18 protein-coding genes and 1 other RNA gene are annotated in these 19,348 nt (G+C 67.0%); 2 read left to right on the forward strand and 17 right to left on the reverse strand.

Features of this window, described 5'->3' with window-relative positions; genetic code table 11:
• Positions 1-6: 6 nt before the first annotated feature.
• The 9 genes from O7553_RS17580 to O7553_RS17620 form a co-directional block, all read right to left on the reverse strand.
• Positions 7-276, reverse strand: coding sequence for a hypothetical protein (locus O7553_RS17580; RefSeq protein ID WP_281550823.1), 270 nt, complete (start codon positions 274-276; stop codon positions 7-9).
• On the reverse strand, positions 273-1,940 hold the full coding sequence (locus O7553_RS17585) for an FtsK/SpoIIIE domain-containing protein (RefSeq protein ID WP_281550824.1): 1,668 nt from the start codon (positions 1,938-1,940) through the stop codon (positions 273-275). Before O7553_RS17585 ends, O7553_RS17580 begins: the two co-directional genes overlap by 4 nt.
• Entirely contained in the window at positions 1,940-2,164 is a 225-nt protein-coding gene (locus O7553_RS17590) for a hypothetical protein (protein WP_281550825.1), read from the reverse strand. The genes O7553_RS17585 and O7553_RS17590 overlap by 1 nt, the downstream gene beginning before the upstream one ends.
• Positions 2,165-2,264: 100 nt before the next feature.
• On the reverse strand, positions 2,265-2,684 hold the full coding sequence (locus tag O7553_RS17595) for a transcriptional regulator (RefSeq protein ID WP_281550826.1): 420 nt from the start codon (positions 2,682-2,684) through the stop codon (positions 2,265-2,267).
• Positions 2,685-2,936: 252 nt separating this feature from the next.
• Positions 2,937-3,701: a glycosyltransferase family A protein gene (locus O7553_RS17600; protein WP_281550827.1), complete on the reverse strand. Its 765-nt coding sequence runs from the start codon at positions 3,699-3,701 to the stop codon at positions 2,937-2,939.
• Complete coding sequence (locus tag O7553_RS17605; protein ID WP_281550828.1) at positions 3,689-4,501, reverse strand: GntR family transcriptional regulator; 813 nt, start codon at positions 4,499-4,501, stop codon at positions 3,689-3,691. The genes O7553_RS17600 and O7553_RS17605 overlap by 13 nt, the downstream gene beginning before the upstream one ends.
• Before the next feature lie 107 nt (positions 4,502-4,608).
• Complete coding sequence (locus O7553_RS17610; protein ID WP_281550829.1) at positions 4,609-5,121, reverse strand: hypothetical protein; 513 nt, start codon at positions 5,119-5,121, stop codon at positions 4,609-4,611.
• A complete protein-coding gene (locus O7553_RS17615; RefSeq protein ID WP_281550830.1) occupies positions 5,118-5,495 on the reverse strand; it encodes a hypothetical protein in 378 nt (125 codons plus the stop codon). The genes O7553_RS17610 and O7553_RS17615 overlap by 4 nt, the downstream gene beginning before the upstream one ends.
• Positions 5,492-5,680, reverse strand: coding sequence for a hypothetical protein (locus O7553_RS17620; RefSeq protein ID WP_281550831.1), 189 nt, complete (start codon positions 5,678-5,680; stop codon positions 5,492-5,494). Before O7553_RS17620 ends, O7553_RS17615 begins: the two co-directional genes overlap by 4 nt.
• A 351-nt stretch (positions 5,681-6,031) precedes the next feature.
• On the opposite strand from O7553_RS17620, the gene O7553_RS17625 reads away from it, so the two are divergent.
• Positions 6,032-6,829 carry a GntR family transcriptional regulator gene (locus tag O7553_RS17625; RefSeq protein WP_281550832.1) on the forward strand — a complete coding sequence of 266 codons (798 nt, stop codon included), beginning with the start codon at positions 6,032-6,034 and terminating at the stop codon, positions 6,827-6,829.
• 27 nt (positions 6,830-6,856) lie between these two features.
• A complete protein-coding gene (locus O7553_RS17630) occupies positions 6,857-9,844 on the forward strand; it encodes an NACHT domain-containing protein (RefSeq protein ID WP_281550833.1) in 2,988 nt (995 codons plus the stop codon).
• A 176-nt stretch (positions 9,845-10,020) separates the two neighbouring features.
• Here O7553_RS17630 and O7553_RS17635 read toward each other — a convergent pair whose 3' ends face one another.
• The 8 genes from O7553_RS17635 to O7553_RS17670 form a co-directional block, all read right to left on the reverse strand.
• Positions 10,021-13,104 (reverse strand): tetratricopeptide repeat protein, encoded by a 3,084-nt coding sequence (locus tag O7553_RS17635; protein WP_281550834.1) that lies wholly within the window; start codon positions 13,102-13,104, stop codon positions 10,021-10,023.
• Positions 13,101-13,484 carry a hypothetical protein gene (locus O7553_RS17640; protein ID WP_281550835.1) on the reverse strand — a complete coding sequence of 128 codons (384 nt, stop codon included), beginning with the start codon at positions 13,482-13,484 and terminating at the stop codon, positions 13,101-13,103. The genes O7553_RS17635 and O7553_RS17640 overlap by 4 nt, the downstream gene beginning before the upstream one ends.
• A gap of 612 nt (positions 13,485-14,096) precedes the next feature.
• Positions 14,097-14,515: RNase P RNA component class A (gene rnpB / locus O7553_RS17645), an RNA gene on the reverse strand.
• A 174-nt stretch (positions 14,516-14,689) separates the two neighbouring features.
• A complete protein-coding gene (locus O7553_RS17650; protein WP_281550836.1) occupies positions 14,690-15,304 on the reverse strand; it encodes a histidine phosphatase family protein in 615 nt (204 codons plus the stop codon).
• Positions 15,305-15,525: 221 nt separating this feature from the next.
• Entirely contained in the window at positions 15,526-16,287 is a 762-nt protein-coding gene (locus O7553_RS17655; protein WP_281550837.1) for a sulfite exporter TauE/SafE family protein, read from the reverse strand.
• Between the two features lie 107 nt (positions 16,288-16,394).
• Positions 16,395-17,597 carry a bifunctional RNase H/acid phosphatase gene (locus O7553_RS17660; RefSeq protein WP_281550838.1) on the reverse strand — a complete coding sequence of 401 codons (1,203 nt, stop codon included), beginning with the start codon at positions 17,595-17,597 and terminating at the stop codon, positions 16,395-16,397.
• An 8-nt stretch (positions 17,598-17,605) separates the two neighbouring features.
• Positions 17,606-18,346: a C4-type zinc ribbon domain-containing protein gene (locus tag O7553_RS17665; RefSeq protein ID WP_281550839.1), complete on the reverse strand. Its 741-nt coding sequence runs from the start codon at positions 18,344-18,346 to the stop codon at positions 17,606-17,608.
• On the reverse strand, positions 18,343-19,305 hold the full coding sequence (locus O7553_RS17670) for a Nif3-like dinuclear metal center hexameric protein (RefSeq protein WP_281550840.1): 963 nt from the start codon (positions 19,303-19,305) through the stop codon (positions 18,343-18,345). Before O7553_RS17670 ends, O7553_RS17665 begins: the two co-directional genes overlap by 4 nt.
• Between the last annotated feature and the right edge of the window lie 43 nt (positions 19,306-19,348).

A 19,348-nucleotide genomic window follows, 5' to 3' on the forward strand; every position in this document is an offset into this window, starting at 1 on the left:
CAGGGGTTACCTCCCGGTCGGGTGGACGGTGGTGCGGATGTGGTCGGGTGGGTCGCCGAGGGAGGCGACCGCTTCGGACAGGCAGCGCCACAGCGCCCACGCCTCACCGGGAGTCAGGTAGACCCGTCGCCGGCCGCCCCCGATGGCGACATACAGCGGGTAGGGGTCGGGCCGGTCGGTATCCACGCGGACGGAGACGGCTGTTCCGCGTCCGCCGTCGGGGGTGGGGGTCCGCAGCCGGTAGAAGCGCCGCCCCGGCGTAGACGTCTGTGTCATCGGGGACCACCACCGCCGTTGTTGTTGTCGATGTCGCCCTGGTCGTGCCGGAGGATGCTGAGTAGCGAGTCAGGAAGCAGCGGCCCGGATGGTCTACGTGGCAACGGAACCCGTCGGGTCGACTCGGCAGCCTGTGCCGGTTCGGGGGCGGTTTCCCGGCCGACCTGGGCGAGGATGTCCGCAGCGGCCACCGGCGCCGGGAACTCTTCGGCCATGGTCCGAATGTCGGTGTCGGTGAGGTAGGAGAACCGGACCCGGACCGGGTCGGGTGTGCCGTCCAGGAGGACGTAGCCGACGCCTTTGGCCCAGGACGGCATCTGATCCGCCAGAGCGCCCCGGTTGCGTGCGCCGTCGCCCAACACCATGTCGACCTGCGACGCCTCGGTCAGACCGAGCGCGATGCGGGTGGGGAACAGGTCCCGGAACGGCAGCACCTCCTTACGCGGGTCCTGCAACGCGGCCACGACCAGGACACCGACGCCGGCACCTTGGGACAGCAGCAGCCCCAACGAGGCGGTGATCCGCTTCCGCAGGTCGACGTCTTGTAGGTACGCGGTCAGCGCTGCCATCTCATCGATCACCACGACGACCAGCGGGTCATCGACGGTGGGTGTGTGGACCCGGACCGTGCCGGCAAGACGTGCCTGCCGCTCCCGCAGCACGACAACCGCCTCATCAAGCAGGTCAGCCATGGCGTCGAAGGAAGTGGACGCGAACCGGGCGAACATCGGCCTGCCGAACGCGAATTCCATCCCGCCCTTGGGGTCGATGACCCACAGCCGGACCAGCCCGGACGACACCCCACCCGCGAGGGAGCGGACGAGGGACCAGAGGACGGAGCCCTTCCCGCGCCGGGTCGCCCCACCGATCAGCACATGCGTCGCCAACAGCCGCAGATGCCAGGTCCGCAGGTCTTCCCGCACCGCGATGGGCAGCGCTGTGAAGTCCGGCACCGTCGGCACCGGGAACGGCGGAACCGTCTTGCGTAGGGCGTCGGTGCGGACCAGGACGACGTAGACGACGTCGGGCCGGTCGCGGAACCGGTAGGCGTCGACCTGGCGCAGCAGCCACCCCACCCAACCACCGCCACGCACGGGGAGTTCATCCGGCCGTTCGGTGTACACCCGTGCGTGCCGCCGGCCGAACGTATACGCCAGGTTCTCCGTCACGCGCTGGAAGTCGGCAGGGGTCTGCCCGCGCAGCATCCGCACCGACAACACGTCTAGGGCCTGGTCACAGTGCACGGCCAGGAGTTCTGGCAACACCGTTTGGTGCTGGTAGACCCGCGACAGGTCACACATGGTCATCGCTTCGCGCCACACCCGCCGGTACACGACCGTGTGCCGCCACCTGCCGAGCAGCGGGCCGCCGCACCACGCCCACCAGGACGATTCGTGCCGCCACCGCCACACCGCCGACCCCAACCCGGCCAACACGACCGGGGTCACCACACCGGGCACGCCGTAGTCGCTGTACACGGCGACCGTGATCACCGAGACGGTCAGGATGCGCGGATGCTTGAGGCACCACCACAGGCCCCGACCCAACCAGCGAGCCAGCAGACCGAGGAGCACCGCCCACCAGGGCAGCCGCAACCGCCGAGGCCGGACCACGAGCAGGTCACCGGAGACGGTGGTGACGACCTCACCACGCGGACGCCCCATCACCGGCCACCCCCGACCGGCAGGAAACGGCCGCGAGCGTCCCGCAGCCGAGGGAACGGCAACACCAGCTGGCCCACACACAACCCACACCGGCCGCCATCGGTGGCGCTCGCGGCAGCGTTGTCGGTGTCGCCCTGGGCGTCGGTCGGGGTGGGGGTGAACATGTTCTTGCAGTCGCTACAGCGGATCCGCGCCCGAGCCTGGGCGCGCTTAACCTGGGACACGTCGGAACCTCACCGAATCTGAAAAGAAGGAGTGGGGGGAAGACACCAGGGGTGGGGCTGCCGTCCGCCAAGACCAGACAGCCCCACCCCGAACCGAGCACTACGAACCCGTAGCCGCCCGCGCCTTACCGGTGCCGTTGGACGCCACGCCGGCCGGAGCGCGCATCCCCGACGCCCGCAACGAGTACGCCATCCGCCCGTTGCTCGCCACGTACGGCGTGACCGTCATGTCGTCGAACTCCACCGCCTCGAACGGAACCCCCGTCGGCGCAACCGGCTGATAGTCCGCCGAGATCTTCACCGTCGTCTCCCGCGACCGCTTCCCCAACTCCGGGTCCAGGTCCATCACCCGGACCTGCCACACCCGCTGACCCGTCAACTTGTCCTTCGCCAGCGACCGCCGACCCGTCTTCTCGTCGTAGTCCTCGACCTCACCCAACGACTCGGGCACCAACGCGCACCCCGCCGGGAACACGTCCGAACACCGGACCGAGAACCTCGTTCCGCCTCGCAGAGCCATCTCTGCAACTCCCAACTTGTAGTAACGTCTGCCAACTGGCTAGACCAAAGGTAGGGACTACTTGGCAGACATGTCAACAAGTCTCGGAAAGTGGTCCGGTATACCCCGAATGACCCTTGCGGACAGCGCCGCAACCGGTCTGCGCTCGTTCACTGGGTCGACGGACGTCGACGAGCACGGGAAGAGGTCGACGGGGCACACGAAGAAACCCGCCGGTCGGTGTGGACCAGGCGGGGGCGGGGCGAGTGCCGGTTAGGGCAGGGTGATCGTGGTGTTGAGCGCGGTCAGCGCCCGTACCCGCGTGTCGATGACCCGCATCCGGGCCGCGTGTTCGGCCGGTTCGCGGTGCGCGGCCTGGCTGGTGACCTGACCGGGCCACTTGCGGTACAGCAGGCCCGTTTCGGCGTGGAAGAAGCCGCCGGTGATGGTGCTCGCGGCCAGGAGCAGGCCGGTGTCCTCGGACGCGGGCAGGGCCATCCAGCCGCCCAGTGCGAACAGCACATCTGTCCGCAGACACAGCGTCGCCGGATGCACGGGTGCCCGGTAGTTGTTGGCGAGCCAGAACGCGTACACGTCACCGCAGGCGATCGGCCCGGCTGGCGGGTCGGAGTCGAAGCCGACCGTGGACCCGTCCGGCAGCAGATCCAGCACCCGCGACGTCGACCACCCCACCGACGGATGCGCGGTCAGGGTCGCGATGTCCCGGGCGAGGACACCGGGGGTGAGCTGGTCGTCGGCGTCGAGGACCTTCACCAACGGCCCGTCGACCCGTTCCATGGCGAGGGTCCGGGCGACACCGGGGCCGCCGGGTCGGCCGACACCGACCGAGATACGCGGGTCGTCGGGTAGCGCGTCGGCTACGGCCCCGGTACGCCCATCCTCCTGGACCAGCCACCGCCACCCCCAGCCGTCCGGCATGTCCTGGGCGGCCAGGGAGGCGTAGGCGTCGGCGAGATAGCCGATGCTCGGCGGGTGCACCGGGGTGATGACCGAAACGACCAGGGTCAAGCAGGCCACCGCGCGAGCGTGTTCGAGTACACGAGTTCGGTGCGGTCGCCGGGCATGACGACGTCGGCGACCTCCACCACCCGCTCACCGATGTCCACCGACGTCTTCCGCACCGTCAGCACGGACACGCCCGGATCGATGTCGAGGAGTTCGGCCTCATCCGGCGACGGAGGCCGCGCCCTGATCTCATCCACGATCCGGTCCAGCTCGATCCCGACCGTGTACAGCTGATGCTGCGTACCGCCCGGCCACGGCTCATTCGAGGCGTCGAGCAGGTCCGGGTTCCCGGCGATCAACGCCACCGGCAGGAACGAGTACGACACCGACAACGGAGCCGACTCCGTGCGCGTGGTCGTCCAGTACACCCGCCGCAGCAACTCCGTACCCGGCTCGACGCCGAACGCGGCCGCCATCTCGGCATCGGCCGGGACGCGGGTGTACTCGGCGTGGAACTTCAGATCATCGACCGTCAGACCGGTGTCATGCTCCGTGCCGCCCGTCGCCCGCCGTTCAGCGTCGGGGAGTAGGACGCGGTCCTTCTCCCACTGGTAGCGCTCCGTGTTGCGCCGCCGGACCCGCTGGCGAGGAGCCCGTACGTAGGTGCCCCTGCCTTGTTCGGCGCGGACCAGGCCCCATTCCCGCAGCTGTCGGATCGCGTTACGGACACTCGTGCGAGACAGGCCCGACGAGTCGGCCAACTCGGTTTCCGACGGCATCAACGTGCCCGGCGGCATGTCCCCGGACAGGATCTGACCCCGCAACTGCTCAGCGAGTTGCAGATACCGGGGGCGCCAGTCCTTGGCCGTCACGCCGGCAACGCTACCCCCTAGACGTTCATACGTCTGCCAGGTGGTCGGCGCTCCCGCGCGGTCAGCCCACACCCCGCCCCGCACCACCCTGCGCGTGATCCGTTGGGTCATGGTCCGATCACCAGCGGCTCCATGTCGGCCGGCACCAGCACGGTGTAGACCGGGCCGCCGGACTCCTGCCGCACCGACAACAGCGCCGCCGTCGGGAACTCCGGAACCTCGTCGGTGTCGACGACCAGGACCACGCCGCCGAACAGCAGCACCCGCATCCCCGGCTCCAACTGCGCCGCCCGCCGGTACGCCAACCCCTCCACCCGCACGGTCGGGCGGGTGAACGCGTGCAGCAGCCGGGTCGCCTGGTTCAGGCCGCCGAGGAACCGCGCCGCCGGACCCGGCTGCAGCAACACCGTCTGCGTCGACGCGTACCGGGTGACGTCCACCTTCACCCGCACATCCGACACGGCCCCGTGATCGGCGATCACATCCGCACTGACCCAGCCCGTGCGCTCGGTACCCGCCGTCACCAGACCGGCCCGGTGCATCCGGTCACGCGGACCACACCCCGCGCACCACACCGGACACAACACCAGCCCACCCGGCCGGGCATCCTCCCCGTTCACGAGCCGCCCGCCTTCCCCCGGTCGCCGCCGTTGGTGTCGTCGCCCGGTCCGGTGCCGGCCGCGTCGGCGTCGGCGAGCAGGCCGGTCAACGCGTCGACGAGCTTGCGCACCTCCGACAACCGCAACTCGGCACACCCCGCGCCCAGCCACGGCGCAGCCGCGTGCACCGCCACCACCGGCGGCAACCGGTCACCACCGATCAGATACGCCACCACACTGCCGCCCGCGACACGAGGCGTGCCCACCTGACACAACCTGGACCGGTGCCGCCGCGCCATGTGCGCGAACAACGGAGGCACCACATGCCCGCACCGCTCCCGCGCACACCACGCCGGATGCTCCACCTTGTCCGCGCCGCCGTCGACCGTGGTCACCGCGACCACCGCCCACCAGCAGCCCGGAACCGCTGACCCACCGTCAACAACGGCGCACCCGCCACCAGCGGAGACACCCGGGTCGGTTCCACCGCCCACCCAGGAACGACACGGGCCACCGCCCGCACAGTCGGGCCGGTCCGCCGTCGACGACGCCACCAGGCCACCAGACGCGAAGTTTTCATGATCAGCACCTCCCACGCTGACAGGAGACCGGCGACCCCGCACGCAACGGGGGGAACGCGCAGAGCCGCCGGCCCCACCGCGAGATACGGCGCACCGCCCGGCGGGCGGAGTCGGGTCACGCCGCACCCCGACCAGGACGCACACCACCCGCACCCCCCACCACGGGAGGCGCTGACAGAAGGTGCGCGAGACGTGTGGCCGGGACGCCGAACGCAGCCAACCCCATGATCACGAGCGGCTAACCCGACCACACACAGGGAAACGTACCTACAAGTGGACCTGTTGTCCAGACGTAGAAACGAGCAGCCAGACGGCACTTGACTACACAACAGACAGGTAACGTGACACGAGTGCCAACCCCGCACTACGGAACACCCCGCTACCGCCGCGTAGCCGACCAACTCCGCGACCGCATCACCAGCGGCGCCATACCACCCGGCGCACTCCTACCCCCAGAAGTAGCGCTCGCCAAAGAGTTCAACGTCGCACGCGGCACCATCCGCGCAGCCATCAACGCCCTACGCCAAGACGGACTCGTCACCACCGAACACGGTCGAGGCACGTACACTCAACCCGCAGCAGACCTACCAAACCCAGCAGGCCTGCGAATCATCACTAACTGCCGCCAGGACGAGACGAAGCCGTGTGGAGGTGGCGACCAGAATGTCACCTTACTCCACAGGGAACACGTTTCAACCCGAGATGCCATCGCCGTCGAAGCCACCTATCGGGATGTACCCGCCAGTCCACACCTTGCGGCCATGCTTGGTTGCGAACCGGGAACCCTGCTGCTGGAGCGCCGCTTCGTATTCAAGGCAGACGGCCATGCCCACCACTTAACAACGGCCTACAATCCCCTTGATCTCGTCGCCGGTACACCCATATCCGATCCCACCAATAAACCATGCCGGAACGACGAAGCAAGCGAATTTGCCGCGCACGGAATTGCAGTCACACACGTAGATCTACGAGTCACCGCCCGAATGCCCGATCGGACCGAAATCGAAGCTTTCAATTTCGACCACCAGACTCCAGTGATAGCAATTGAACGGAGAATATTCAGAGAGCAGGAAGTGATCGGGATTACACAAGAGCTTTTATCTACACATATCGAATTGAAGATTCGAATAGCATCGCATTATCAATAGGTACCATAACTTTCGATTGGAGCTGGCGTGCCAGTAGAAGGAAATATTGTTGGCCTAATAACAAAATCCGCTATGTTTATTTTCTCACATATAGAAAGAACAGTAAATCGGAAGAAAGAAGAATCAGAGAAAGAATTTTTTCGAGCCTACTTAAACTCGGATCGAGTAAGCAAATCAGTTGCGTTGTATTCAATTTCTGAGCCAAACGATATCGACAAGACCGAGCTGCAAAACTTCCTATCTGGACCAACCGCGCGCACGATAGTTCGAGAGTTGCTAACCACACACCTTGCGACAAATGACTTCGACAGTCGACGACTTCGGGTAGCCTGGCAAATCGGTGCATGGTCAGAAATAAAGCGAGTACAAGCGCCAATCCTGAATCCATACCTAGATAAGATTTTCGACTGCATTGAGGGGGAATCGCGGCGCTTATCTGAACTATTTAAGGAGAAATGTCCAAGAATCGCAGGAGACATCACGAACGACGCAAAAATTGAACGGGTATCTAATATTTTAGAGTCAATCGAAAGGCATCTCTCATCCCTTAAAAGCATTAACGTTGCCCAAATCGATAGCGAAGCAGATTTGATCAGCAAGTATCGAAAGCAGGCAGCAAGAGCTCACGGCTCTATCGAACCTCCCGACTTCGAGCGCCGAAGAAGGCTGAACTACTCGACAATATACGTGAGCCCAAAATTTGCCGAAAGCGGTCGTCGTGAGACGGAACTCAGCCTAGAAGATCTGATAGAGGAACTTGATCGAACGGTAATCTTGGGCGACCCGGGCGGCGGAAAATCGACCGCCGCTAACGTGATAACCACAATCTTCGCAGCGACTCCCACCTACCAGATACCATTCTTTGTGCTACTGCGGGACTTCGCAGGAGAAATGGGCGAAAAATCAATCGTCGACTACTTGGCCCATCGATCATCGAGCCACTATCAGGTTGACCTACCCAAGGAGCTAATCCAGCGTCTCCTTGACACCGGCCGCGTTCTGGTAGTTTTCGATGGACTGGATGAGTTGCTCGATACGAGTCGCAGACGAGAGGTCGCGGACAGGGTCGAGCTCTTCTGCGCCAGGTACCCGTTATGCGCGGTGCTCGTGACGTCTCGCCTAGTTGGATACCAGCGAGCGCCAATGGACCCAAAGGAGTTTCGAGTGATCGAAATTTCACGGTTCGACGATCAAGATGTACAGCTGTATGCAGAAAAGTGGTTTTCACAGGAGAACCTATCGAGCGCTGAAAAGCAGCTGGCTATCTCCTCATTCGTTGAGGAAAGTAAGGTATCCCCAGACCTAAGGTCAAATCCGCTGATGCTAGCCCTCCTATGTATCATCTATAGAGGAGAACACTTCATTCCGCGGAACAGACCCGCAGTATACGAACGATGCGCAACGCTTCTATTTGATAAGTGGGATAGCAGCCGGCGCATATACTCCAATCTTCAGGCCGGACATGCCGTGGATCCTGCGATGAAGTACCTAGCGTACTGGATGCTGGTGAACGATAGCACGGGAGAAGGAGTCACAGAGCATGAGCTGGTCGATCGAACCACGACTTACCTTAAGGGATACCTGTTCGAAACCGACGATCAGGCACGCGAAGCCGCGCGGGAGTTTGTGGAATTCTGCAGGGGCCGAGCTTGGGTCTTTAACGACGCAGGCACGACCGCAGACGGCGAAGTCCTATACAAGTTTACCCATCGTACATTTCTAGAGTACTTTGCGGCTTATCACATTACACGCCTAGGGGATTCACCCGAGCAGATCGCACGCCTGCTGGCACCCCACATCCTGCGCGAGGAGTGGGATATTGTGGCGCAGCTTGCTACGCAGATCACCGATCGCCACAACGAGAGAGGCGGCGAGCGAATAGTCCGTTTTCTGCTTGCGCAGATCGACATAGAGAGTCCCACACAAAGCGCACTAGTTTCCTTCGTTTCCCGATGTCTTTCATTCTTGGTACTTCCACCGACGCAAGTTCGTCAAATAGTATCTGAAGCATATCGATTAATGATGCAACACCTCTGGATTGCACCAGAGGTTTCAGGCACCTCAGGCCAAATGCAAGCGATGACCGCAATACTGGAAGCACTGACAACCCCAAATAAGTCAATCATCCAAGACGAGCTAATTTCGCAGGTTCGAAGCGGCCTGGATTCAGATCAAACCTCGGCCAGCGTGGATGCTGCGGCATTCGCCCATATAGGCATATCAGCAGCAATGCCCCGTAGATCGCGCGTTAGGAACGAGGTAAGACTGTCATTCACCAAGGCCATCCAGGATTACAGAATCAAAATTGAACAGCTCGCAACAGTCAATCACAGCCTCTATCTCGGACTCCTATCTCTCGAAGACTTCGATATCGCCAAACCGCTAGCCAAGCATGGAACTGAGTGGCTATTCGCCGAATTTGAATATCCCGGATGGGGGTTAATCGCCTCGCCGTATGCGGGACATATCCTAAGGACAATGGCTGGCACCAGGCAAAATCGAAACAATCTCTATTGGAAACAAGTCGAGGGAATAAGCCAATTTTTGCTTCAGCTTGACGGCCCACCCTGGGGCAATCACCCAGGAGGGGACCGCCCTCTGTCCTTGAGCTTCCCGATGAACATCAGGAGGATCGTTGGCGCAGGAAATTCCGAGAGCTCAGAAGACCTGAGCCCAAATGAATTGAACGTTGGCGGAGTTCTTCTCTTCATCATGCTTGAAGGATTAGGCAGGCGGTTGCTGGTAGAGATGCCTGTTCTGGAATCTAGCCTTGGCCGACTACAATGCCTCATGCCACTCATAGAGGTAAGAACGGGCCAACCAGAGGGGCGAGCCTTCGCTAGAGCACTGGACTATTTTTCATCAGTCTACTCTTCGGAAAAGTCCTCCATGCTGCCACTATTGAGGCGCTGGGCTCGTCGAGAAGTCAATTTCTTGACACATACCTCAATTGCATTTCCTAAGCAGAGGGGCTCACTCGAAAGAGAACGTTCGGACTCTCCTGTTGCCGAATAGTCCTGTATTGGATCAAGACGCCGCGCCCAGCGCGGCGCGCGGGCGGAACACCGCCCGGCGGCAAGCCGCCCCGGACCGCTACGCGGCCGGGGCGGAAAACCACCGTCACCACCGGGCAGCCGCCCGCCGCGCCGCGCCGTGACTGATCGGCCGCAAGGTCGTCGCTTCGAAGGCGTCTACTCCTTGCCCAGCAGTGAAGCGACTTCTCGATCGATGGCTTCGGCCCGTTCCAAGGATTGCTGCTCGCGCATTAGGTATGCCTGGACCTGTAGCGATCTGACGAGGTTGGGTAGGTAGGCGGCGGGATTGGCGTCGGCCAGCCGCCGGCGGATCTCGACGGCTCCCTCGCTCGCGGCCAGGCCCTCCTCCCGCCGACCCACCTCGGCCAACCACACCGACCAAGTGTTCAACGACATGGCAAGGTCGGGTAGGTAGGCGGCGGGATTGGCGTCGGCCAGCCGCCTGTAGATGGCGACGGCTCCCTCGCTCGCGGCCAGGCCCTCCTCCCGCCGACCCACCTCGGCCAACCGCAGCGACCAGTTGTTCAACGACATGGCAAGGTCGGGTAGGTAGGCGGCGGGATTGGCGTCGGCCAGCCGCCTGTAGATGGCGACGGCTTCCTCGATTGCGGCCAGGCCCTCCTCCCGCCGACCCACCTCACCCAACCTGTTCGACCAGTTGTTCAACGATCCGGCGAGGTTGGGTAGGTAGGCGGCGGGATTGGCGTCGGCCAGCCGGCGGCGGATCTCGACGGCTTCCTCGATTGCGGCCAGGCCCTCCTCCCGCCGACCCACCTCACCCAACCTGTTCGACCAAGTGTTCAACGATCCGGCGAGGTTGGGTAGGTAGGCGGCGGGATTGGCGTCGGCCAGCCGCCGGCGGATCTCGACGGCTCCCTCGCTCGCGGCCAGGCCCTCCTCCCGCCGACCCACCTCACCTAACCTGTTCGACCAAGTGTTCAACGACGTGGCGAGGTCGGGTAGGTAGGCGGCGGGATTGGCGTCGGCCAGCCGCCGGTAGATGGTGACGGCTTCCTCGATTGCGGCCAGGCCCTCCTCCCGCCGACCCACCTCGGCCAACCGCAGCGACCAGTTGTTCAACGATCCGGCGAGGTTGGGTAGGTAGGCGGCGGGGTTGGCGTCGGCCAGCCGCCGGTGGATCTCGACGGCTCCCTCGCTCGCGGCCAGGCCCTCCTCCCGCCGACCCACCTCGGCCAACCACACCGACCAAGTGTTCAACGACATGGCAAGGTCGGGTAGGTAGGCGGCGGGATTGGCGTCGGCCAGCCGCCTGTAGATGGCGACGGCTCCCTCGCTCGCGGCCAGGCCCTCCTCCCGCCGACCCACCTCGGCCAACCGCAGCGACCAGTTGTTCAACGACATGGCAAGGTCGGGTAGGTAGGCGGCGGGATTGGCGTCGGCCAGCCGCCTGTAGATGGCGACGGCTTCCTCGATTGCGGCCAGGCCCTCCTCCCGCCGACCCACCTCACCCAACCGCACCGACCAGTTGTTCAGCTCTGCCGCGTACCGGTTCACCGCCTCAGGGTCACCGTCGGCGTCAGCAATAGGGCGTGTCGCCTCCACCAGTCGTCGTGACACCGCCACCGCGACACCCGTACGAGTCGTGGCGAACCCCAGCTCACGCAGCAACGCGTCCACCCGCTCAACCTGCTCGACCGTTAACCCGCCACCGTCGCGACCAGCGATGGCGTCCACAATCGCCGGCTCAAACCCGACCGGGTCAACCACCACCAACGCCGGCACGTACTCCGCCGGGAACCGCTCCACCAGCGTGACGAGCCCGTCACGGACGAAACCCAGCTCCTCCCCGTACAGACCAGCCGCATCCGGCGTCGACAAACACCGGTGCAACACCTCCACCGCGTGCCTCGCCGCCTCACCACCCGCCCCACCGCACACCGCCGCCAGATCCTCACACCACTGCCGCAGACTCGACGCCAACCCAAGCCCCGCCAGCCTCAACAGATGCGTATCCGCCAACCGGTCCGGCTTCGGCGCCTGCCACACCCGCTCCCGCGACTCATCCGGATACAACCCCCGCAACACCTGCACCAACCGCGACCGCTGCTCCCACCCCAACCCCGCCAACGCCGGCACCCGCCCCACCACCTCGACCGCTTCTGCTTCCAGCTCTGGCGCGGTCAACGTCACCGCCCCCATCGCCCACGCCTGCCCCGGTGCACTGATCGTGAGTCCCGCCGCCGCTAACGCCGACGCCACCTGCCGCTGCTCATGACGCAACACCCCCGCCAACGCATCACCGTCTCCCGAACGCTGCCCCTTCGCTGCGTCCAACACCGTCAACAACGCCGTCGCGTACAGATCCAACGTCGTCGCGAACCCCCGCGCCGGCACCGCCACCGACCCCACCGAATCCGGCACCACCCACCCCGCCTCACCGGCCCGGCCCGCGAACCGCTCCACAGCGCCCGCCCACACCCGCCCCACCTCGTCGGAATCCCACGACCGCGACAACGCCCCCAACCGCAACGGCGTCGGATGCACCCAGCCATGCAACCGGTGCTCCACCGCCAACTCCTCAAACCACCCCACATCCGTACGCGCCAACAACAACACCCGCACCCACGCCGCCGCCCCCGCCTCCTCAATCGTGTCCAACAACTCCGCCACCACCGGACCCACGTTCTCCGCGTAATCCACCACCAACAGCGTCCGCACCTCCAACACCGCCGCCGCCCGCACCCCCGCCACCAACTCCGGCACCCGCCGCAGATCCCGCCCAGCACGCCGACCCGCCTCACCACCTCCCGCCAGATCCGCCCACCGCACCGACCGCCACCCCGACGACGGCAACCGCACAAACCCCGCCAACCACCCCTCCCGACCCAGCCGGTCACACACCTGACCCGCAAGGTGCGTCTTCCCCTGACCACCCGCACCCACCACCAACCGCACCACCGGCCCCAACCCCGACCCACACCACCGCACCACCTCATCCACCTCACCACGCGGCTGCGCCTCCACCACCCCCGCATCCGGCCGCAACCACGAACCCACCAACTCCGACACCGGACCCGCCGACCCGACGAACAACAACCGCCGCACCCCGGCCACATCCCCCGGCGGCGGGACCTCAACGACGTCGTGGCCCTCAACCCGCAGGACCACGTTCCCATCACCAGTGATCACGGTGCTGTTGACCGCGACGCCCACCCCGCCAGCACCCGACACATCCACGTCGCCCAACGTCACGCCACCGGAGCCACCCCGCCCCGTCACGCCCGGCCGTCCCCAGCCGACCCGACCGAGTTGCCATCACCCGTAATCACCGTCCCGCCAAAGGCGAAACCGACGACACGATCACCGGACACCTCTACATCACCAACCGACACAGATTCAGCGCCCACACCGTCAACAGGCCCAAAACCACCATCCACGCCTGCCCCGGTGGTGGAACCGACCCCGTCAGACCCTGCGGAACGGCCAGACAGCAACACCTGCACCGCCAACGTCACCACCCCAAGGACCAGGCTCGCCACCGCAGCCCACCACGACGCCCGCTCCAACCCCTCACCCCGCAAGAAACCCACCAACAGCGCAACGCCAGCGCCGACACACATCGACACCACAACCAAGATCACCGTACGTACGACCTTCATTCACCCATCATCACCGATCACCACAACAGACACCCATCCACCAAACCACCCACCACTCCCACCACCGAACCGCCCACCCAAGCACCCGAACACCCGACACCGTCAAAGAGCCGGGGAAGTCATAGACCTCAGACGGCCCCAACAAAGATCAACTACGACAACGCCAGTACAAACGAGAACCGAAGCCACCGAGAGAGGCCGAGAGACGTCGAGGAACCCGCCGCAGGCCAGCGCCCCGACGTGCCCGGATCCACCGCCCGTACGCGGTTTAGGGGTTCGAGTCCCCGTCTCCGGCGTTGTCGACGGCGGCAGGGCGCGGTCCGGAAGCCGGCGGGGTTGGCCGCCGTCGTGGTCGGGGCTTCCGGCTGCCGCGCCAGTCCACAACCCGGACTGGCTTGCCACCGACACCGATCGCGCCGGGTCCGTACCACGCGGGGGTGCGTCCCCGGCCGCCGTCGACACCGCCCGGACCGTCCAAGATCAGGGCGTCTCCAGGGCGTCAGGGCGTCTCCAGGGCGTCAGATGACGACCAAAGTTCACCATGAACGACCATCGACGACGGGGAGTCCGCGCAGCTCAGATCCTTGATCAACGCATTGATCTGGGGTGGGACGGACGAGTCGACCTGTACGCCGGATTCTGTCCCGTACGCGCCGGTTGCCCGGGTCGCGCAGCGGTGGCGGCCATCCATCTAGGCCTACCGTCGCCGGCAGGCTCCAGCGGCCTACCCGCAGACTCGGGCGGGCAGCCCTCGAACGCCTGCGCAGGTCGGCGTCTCGCGACACCGGCCCTCTTGGCCTTGCTCCGGGTGGGGTTTACCGAGCCATCCCGGTCACCCGGGATGCTGGTGGGCTCTTACCCCACCGTTTCACCCTTACCGGGCGTTTCACCGCCCGGCGGTCTGTTTTCTGTGGCACTGTCCCGCGGGTCGCCCCGGGTTGCCGTTAGCAACCACCCTGCCCTGTGGAGTCCGGACGTTCCTCGGCAACAGGGGACGTATCCCCCGCTGACGCGGCCGCCCGGTCGACTCGTCCGTCCGAGGATCAATCGTACGCAGCCCACGATCATTCCCCACCCGCAGGCCCGGCAGGCCACCACGACCAGCCCAGAACAGTGATCTAGAAGGATCATGGTCGATATTCCGGCCAGATCCTTCTAGATCCACCGCACGACCTACGCCCGCAGCCAGGCAACAGCCAGGCGGCTCAGGTCAGCAGATCCACCGGTGGCTGGCCCCGCTCGCCCGGCGGCAGGTGGCCGATGTCGTTAGAGCTCACCAGGGTCGGCGGAGCGTCGCTGCGCCACTGCACGATCGTCAAGCCGCAGTTGAACTGGTTCAGCCCGAGCCACCGCCAGTACGGCGCGTCCAGCGCATGCCGGACCGCCCAGCCGATCACGAAGTTGTGCGTCACCACCAGTTCGTGCCGGTCGACGTCGCCGACCCGCCCCCAGTGGTTCACCGCTGCCTGTGCCCGTACCGCGCCGGGGTCGCGCTCCTGTTCCGGGACCGCGTCGACGAAATCGGCGTACCGCTGCGGCACCGCCTGGTCGGCGCGCCCGGGAGCCGGCACCGGCGTCACGTCGGCGGCGAACCGACATTCGTGCACCGGGATCCCGGGCAGGAAAGCCGCGATCTCCTCGGCGGTCTGCGCGGCCCGCGCCGCCGGACCGTGGTGGACGGCGTCGAACGGCACAGCACGCAGACGCTGACCGAGCCGGCGCGCTTGGCGCCGGCCGAGCTCCGACAGGCCTGGGTCGGACCCGGTCTCGTCGCTGTCCTGCTCGCCGTGCCGGACCAGGTACAGCAGCGTCCGCGCCATCCGATCATCATCCCGGCCCCGTCGCCGTCAGTGGGCCCGGGCCGCAGGAGTTCGCGCACGAGTTGAAGGTCAGCAACCTTACCGGCGGCAGAGAGGGTATCTGGCCTTCAACTCGAGCGCGGATCCGGCGGAGTGGCGGTCGGCTCGGGCAGGAGAAAGCAGGCTCAGCGGTCAGCGCGGGCAGGACGAGCAGACCCGGCGGTGAGCGCGCCGAGAGCGGGTCAGCGCAGGGCGCGGGCCAGCAGCAGGACGCCGATACCGACACCGAAGGCGACGATGCCGAAGCGCAGCACGGTCGGCGGCAGCTTGCGCACCACCCGCGCGCCGACGTAGCCGCCGACGATGGCGGCCGGGGCGACCGTCACCGCCGCGACCCAGTCGACCGGGCCGAATATGGCGAACACGGCGACGGTGGTCACCCCGACCGCCGCCGACAGCAGGTTCTTCAGCGCGACGACGCCGTTGAGCGCCTCGTCGAGCACCAGGGCCAGGCCGGCGACCAGCATCACCCCGAGCGCGGCACCAAAATATCCGCCGTACGCGGCGCAGAAGAAGGTCATCGCCTGCAGTGACATCTGTTCGCGCCCGGCTGGCAGGTCGCGGGGTTCGCCGACGAGGCGCCGCAGCTGGTTCTGGAAGCCGAGCACCGCCGCCGCGCTGATCACCAGGAACGGCACGATCAGCTCGAAGGCCCGGGGCGGGGTGATCAGCAGCAGGACGCAGCCGAGGACCGCCCCGGCGACGGCGGTCGGGATGAGGCGCCACAGTCCGCGGCGGCGCGGCAGGTCGTCGCGGCTGCCGACGGTGCTGGCCACGTAGCCGGGGCAGACCGCGATCGCGTTGGTGACGTTCGCCGACACCGGCGGCAGCCCGACGGCGATCAGCGCCGGGAAGGTGATCAGCGAGCCGCCGCCGGCCGCCGCGTTGACGGTGCCGGCCGCCAGCCCGGCCCCGACCAGCAACGCGAACGCGGGAAGATCCATCCTGCGAGGCTAGCGGCGCACCGGCCGCACCAGGTCACGGTGTGGCCAGGCCAACGCCAGCAGCGGCGGCCCCGGCCTCAGTCAGGGGGCGGCGAGCCCGGCCGCAGTCAGGGGGTGGCGATGCCGGCGAGGTGGGCGGTGTCGTTGACGGTACGCACCGCCACGCCGCCGTCCGGCCAGGTGTCGATCACCGAGATGCCGGTCGGGTCGAGGTAGAGCCGGTGCAGCAACGCGTCCCCGGCACCGAGCGCGTCCCGCAGCATGATCTTCAGTGGGGAGACGTGCGAGACCACCACGACGGTCTTTCCCCGGTACGTGGTGAGCAGTTCCCGCACCACCCGACGGACCCGGCCGGCGACCTGGGCAAACGACTCCCCGCCGGGCGGGGACAGTTCGGTGGAGGCGAGCCAGGCGGTCAGCTCGGCCGGCCAGCGTTCCCGTACCTCGGCGAAGGTGCGGCCCTCCCATTCGCCGAAGTCGCACTCGATCAGGTCGGCTTCGGCGCGTACCGGCGGGTCGCCGACCTCGGCGGCGATCGCCCGCGCCGTGTCGACGCAGCGCGACAGCGGCGAGCAGACGATGACGTCGACCTTGGCCCGGATCACCGCGATCCGCGCGGCGGCGGCGGTGGCCTGCGCCGCGCCCTGCTCGGACAGCGCTACGTCGCCGCGCCCGGAGTAGCGGCTTTGCTTGTTCAGCCCGGTCTCGCCGTGCCGGACCAGGATGAGCCGGGTGGCGGTGGCGGTGGTCGGCGGCTCCCAGGAGGCGGCCGGGGCGTCGCCGGCCCCGGCGACGGCGAACATCGACGGCTGGACCTCGACGACCGACCCGACGGAAGCCGTCGGGGCTGCAGACGCAGCCGAAGCGACCGGTGCCGGCGGAGCCTTGGTGGCCTTGGCCGGTTTGCCGGCGGCCTGGTCCATCGCCTGGTTGGCCAGGGCGTCGGCGCGCTTGTTCTGCTCCCGGGGGATCCAGCTGAACCTGACCGAGTCGAACTCGCGGACCAGTGTCGCAGCCTGCGCGGCGAGCGGCCGCAGCCCCGGATTCTTGATCTGCCACCGGCCGCACATCTGCTCAACGACCAGCTTCGAGTCCATCCGTACGTCGACCGAGGTGGCGCCGATCTCGGCGGCGGCCCGCAGCCCGGCGATCAGCCCCTGGTACTCGGCGACGTTGTTGGTGGCGACGCCGAGCGCCTCGCCCCGTTCGGCGAGCACCGTGCCGGTGTCGGCGTCGAGCACCACGGCCCCGTACCCGGCGGGTCCCGGGTTGCCCCGGGCGCCCCCGTCGGCTTCGACGACGACCTTCAAGGCGGCCTTCACAGGCCCGACTCGGCGGTCCGCACCATGATGCGGCGGCAGTCCTCGCAGCGAACCACCTCGGCCGGGTCGGCCGCCTTGATCCGGCCCCGTTCGGTGGCGGACAGTTCGAGTCGGCAGCCGCCGCAGCGGCCGGCGCGCATCAGCGCGGCGGCCAGCCCACCCGAGTTTTCCCGGATCTTGTCGTAGAGGGCGACCAGGTCGGCTGGGAGGTCGCCGGCCAGCGGGGCGCGGGCGGAGGTCTTGAACTGTTCCTCGCTGGCGATCTCGGCGAGGTTGCGTTCCCGGGTCTGCTCGACCTCGGCACGCCGTTGCCGGGTGCTGTCAATGCGTCCGGTGACCTGGTCGAGCGCGGCCTGAGCGGTCTCCCGCTGTTCCATCAGCTCCAGTTCGGCGTCCTCCAGCTCGGTCTGCCGGCGGGTCAGCGACGCGAGTTCGTGCTGCAGCGCCTCCAGTTCCCGGGCCGGACCGGAGCCGGCGGCGAGCCGGGCCTGGTCCTTGTCCTTGCGGGCGCGGACCTGGTCGACGTCGCGCTCCAGCCGGGCGATGTCGCGGTCCAGGTCATCGACGGCGACCTGGGCGCGGACCCGCTCGTCCTCCAGCGCTGACAGTTCCCGCGCCAGGGCGTCCAGCTCAGCGTGCTCGGGCAGGGTCCGTCGCCGGTGGGCGAGCTGGGTGAGCGCGGTGTCGATCGCCTGCAGGTCGAGCAGGCGGCGCTGGGCTTGCGGGTCTGCCTTCACGGATGGGGCTCCTCATGGGTGGATGCGGCGGGCGCGGAACGGGCGGGTGCCGTGGCGGTGGGGCCGGCGGGTGCCGTGGCGGTGGGGGTGACGCTGGTCGCCACCCGAGCGCGGCCAGCGGACGGCGTGTGCAGCGTCCACGGGTCGGTGTCGAGGTCGGAGACTGTGGCGGCGACCCCGAGTTCGCCGGTGAGGTAGGCGGCGAGGTCGTCCAGCCAGGGGCGTTCGGTGGCCCAGTGAGCGGCGTCGAGCAGCGCCGGGCCGCCAGCGGCTGTCTGTTCGCTGACCGGGTGGTGGCGCAGGTCGGCGGTCAGGTAGGCGTCGACTCCGGCGGCGCTCGCGGCGGCCAGGTAGGAGTCACCGGCGCCGCCGCAGACCGCCACAGTGGTGACCAGGCGTCCCGGGTCACCGGCGGCCCGTACCCCCCAGGCGGTGGCCGGCAGCACCTCCGCGGCGTGCCGGGTGAGCGCGGCGAGGCTGAGCGGCTGACGCAGCGTGCCGATCCGGCCGGCGCCCTGGCCGGCGACGGCGGCGGCCGGGCTGCCGGGTGCCGCCGGCACCAGCGGTCGCAGATCGGTCAGGCCGAGCCGGTCGGCGAGCGCGTCGGAGACGCCGGGTCGGGCCACGTCGGCGTTGGTGTGCGCGGCGTACAGCGCGACGCCGGCCCGGATCAGGTCGTGGACGATCCGCCCCTTGTACGTGGTGGGGGCGACCGAGGAGACACCGCGCAGCAGCAGCGGGTGGTGGGCGATGATCATCTCGGCGCCGGCGTCGACCGCCTCGGCGACGGTTTCCGGTACGCAGTCGACGACGCACCACACGTGCCGCACCGGGGCGCCCGGTTCGCCGAGGACCAGTCCGACGCGGTCCCACTGCTCGGCCCAGGCCGGCGGGTAGCGCCGCTCGACGGCGGCGACCACCTCGGCGACCCGTACCGGTGATGCTGCAGTTGTGTCCACGGCGGCCCAGCTTACCCATCCACCCGCCGCGCTCCGGACGTTC

Source organism: Solwaraspora sp. WMMA2059, assembly GCF_027497315.1.
In the GTDB taxonomy this organism is placed as follows: domain Bacteria; phylum Actinomycetota; class Actinomycetes; order Mycobacteriales; family Micromonosporaceae; genus Micromonospora_E.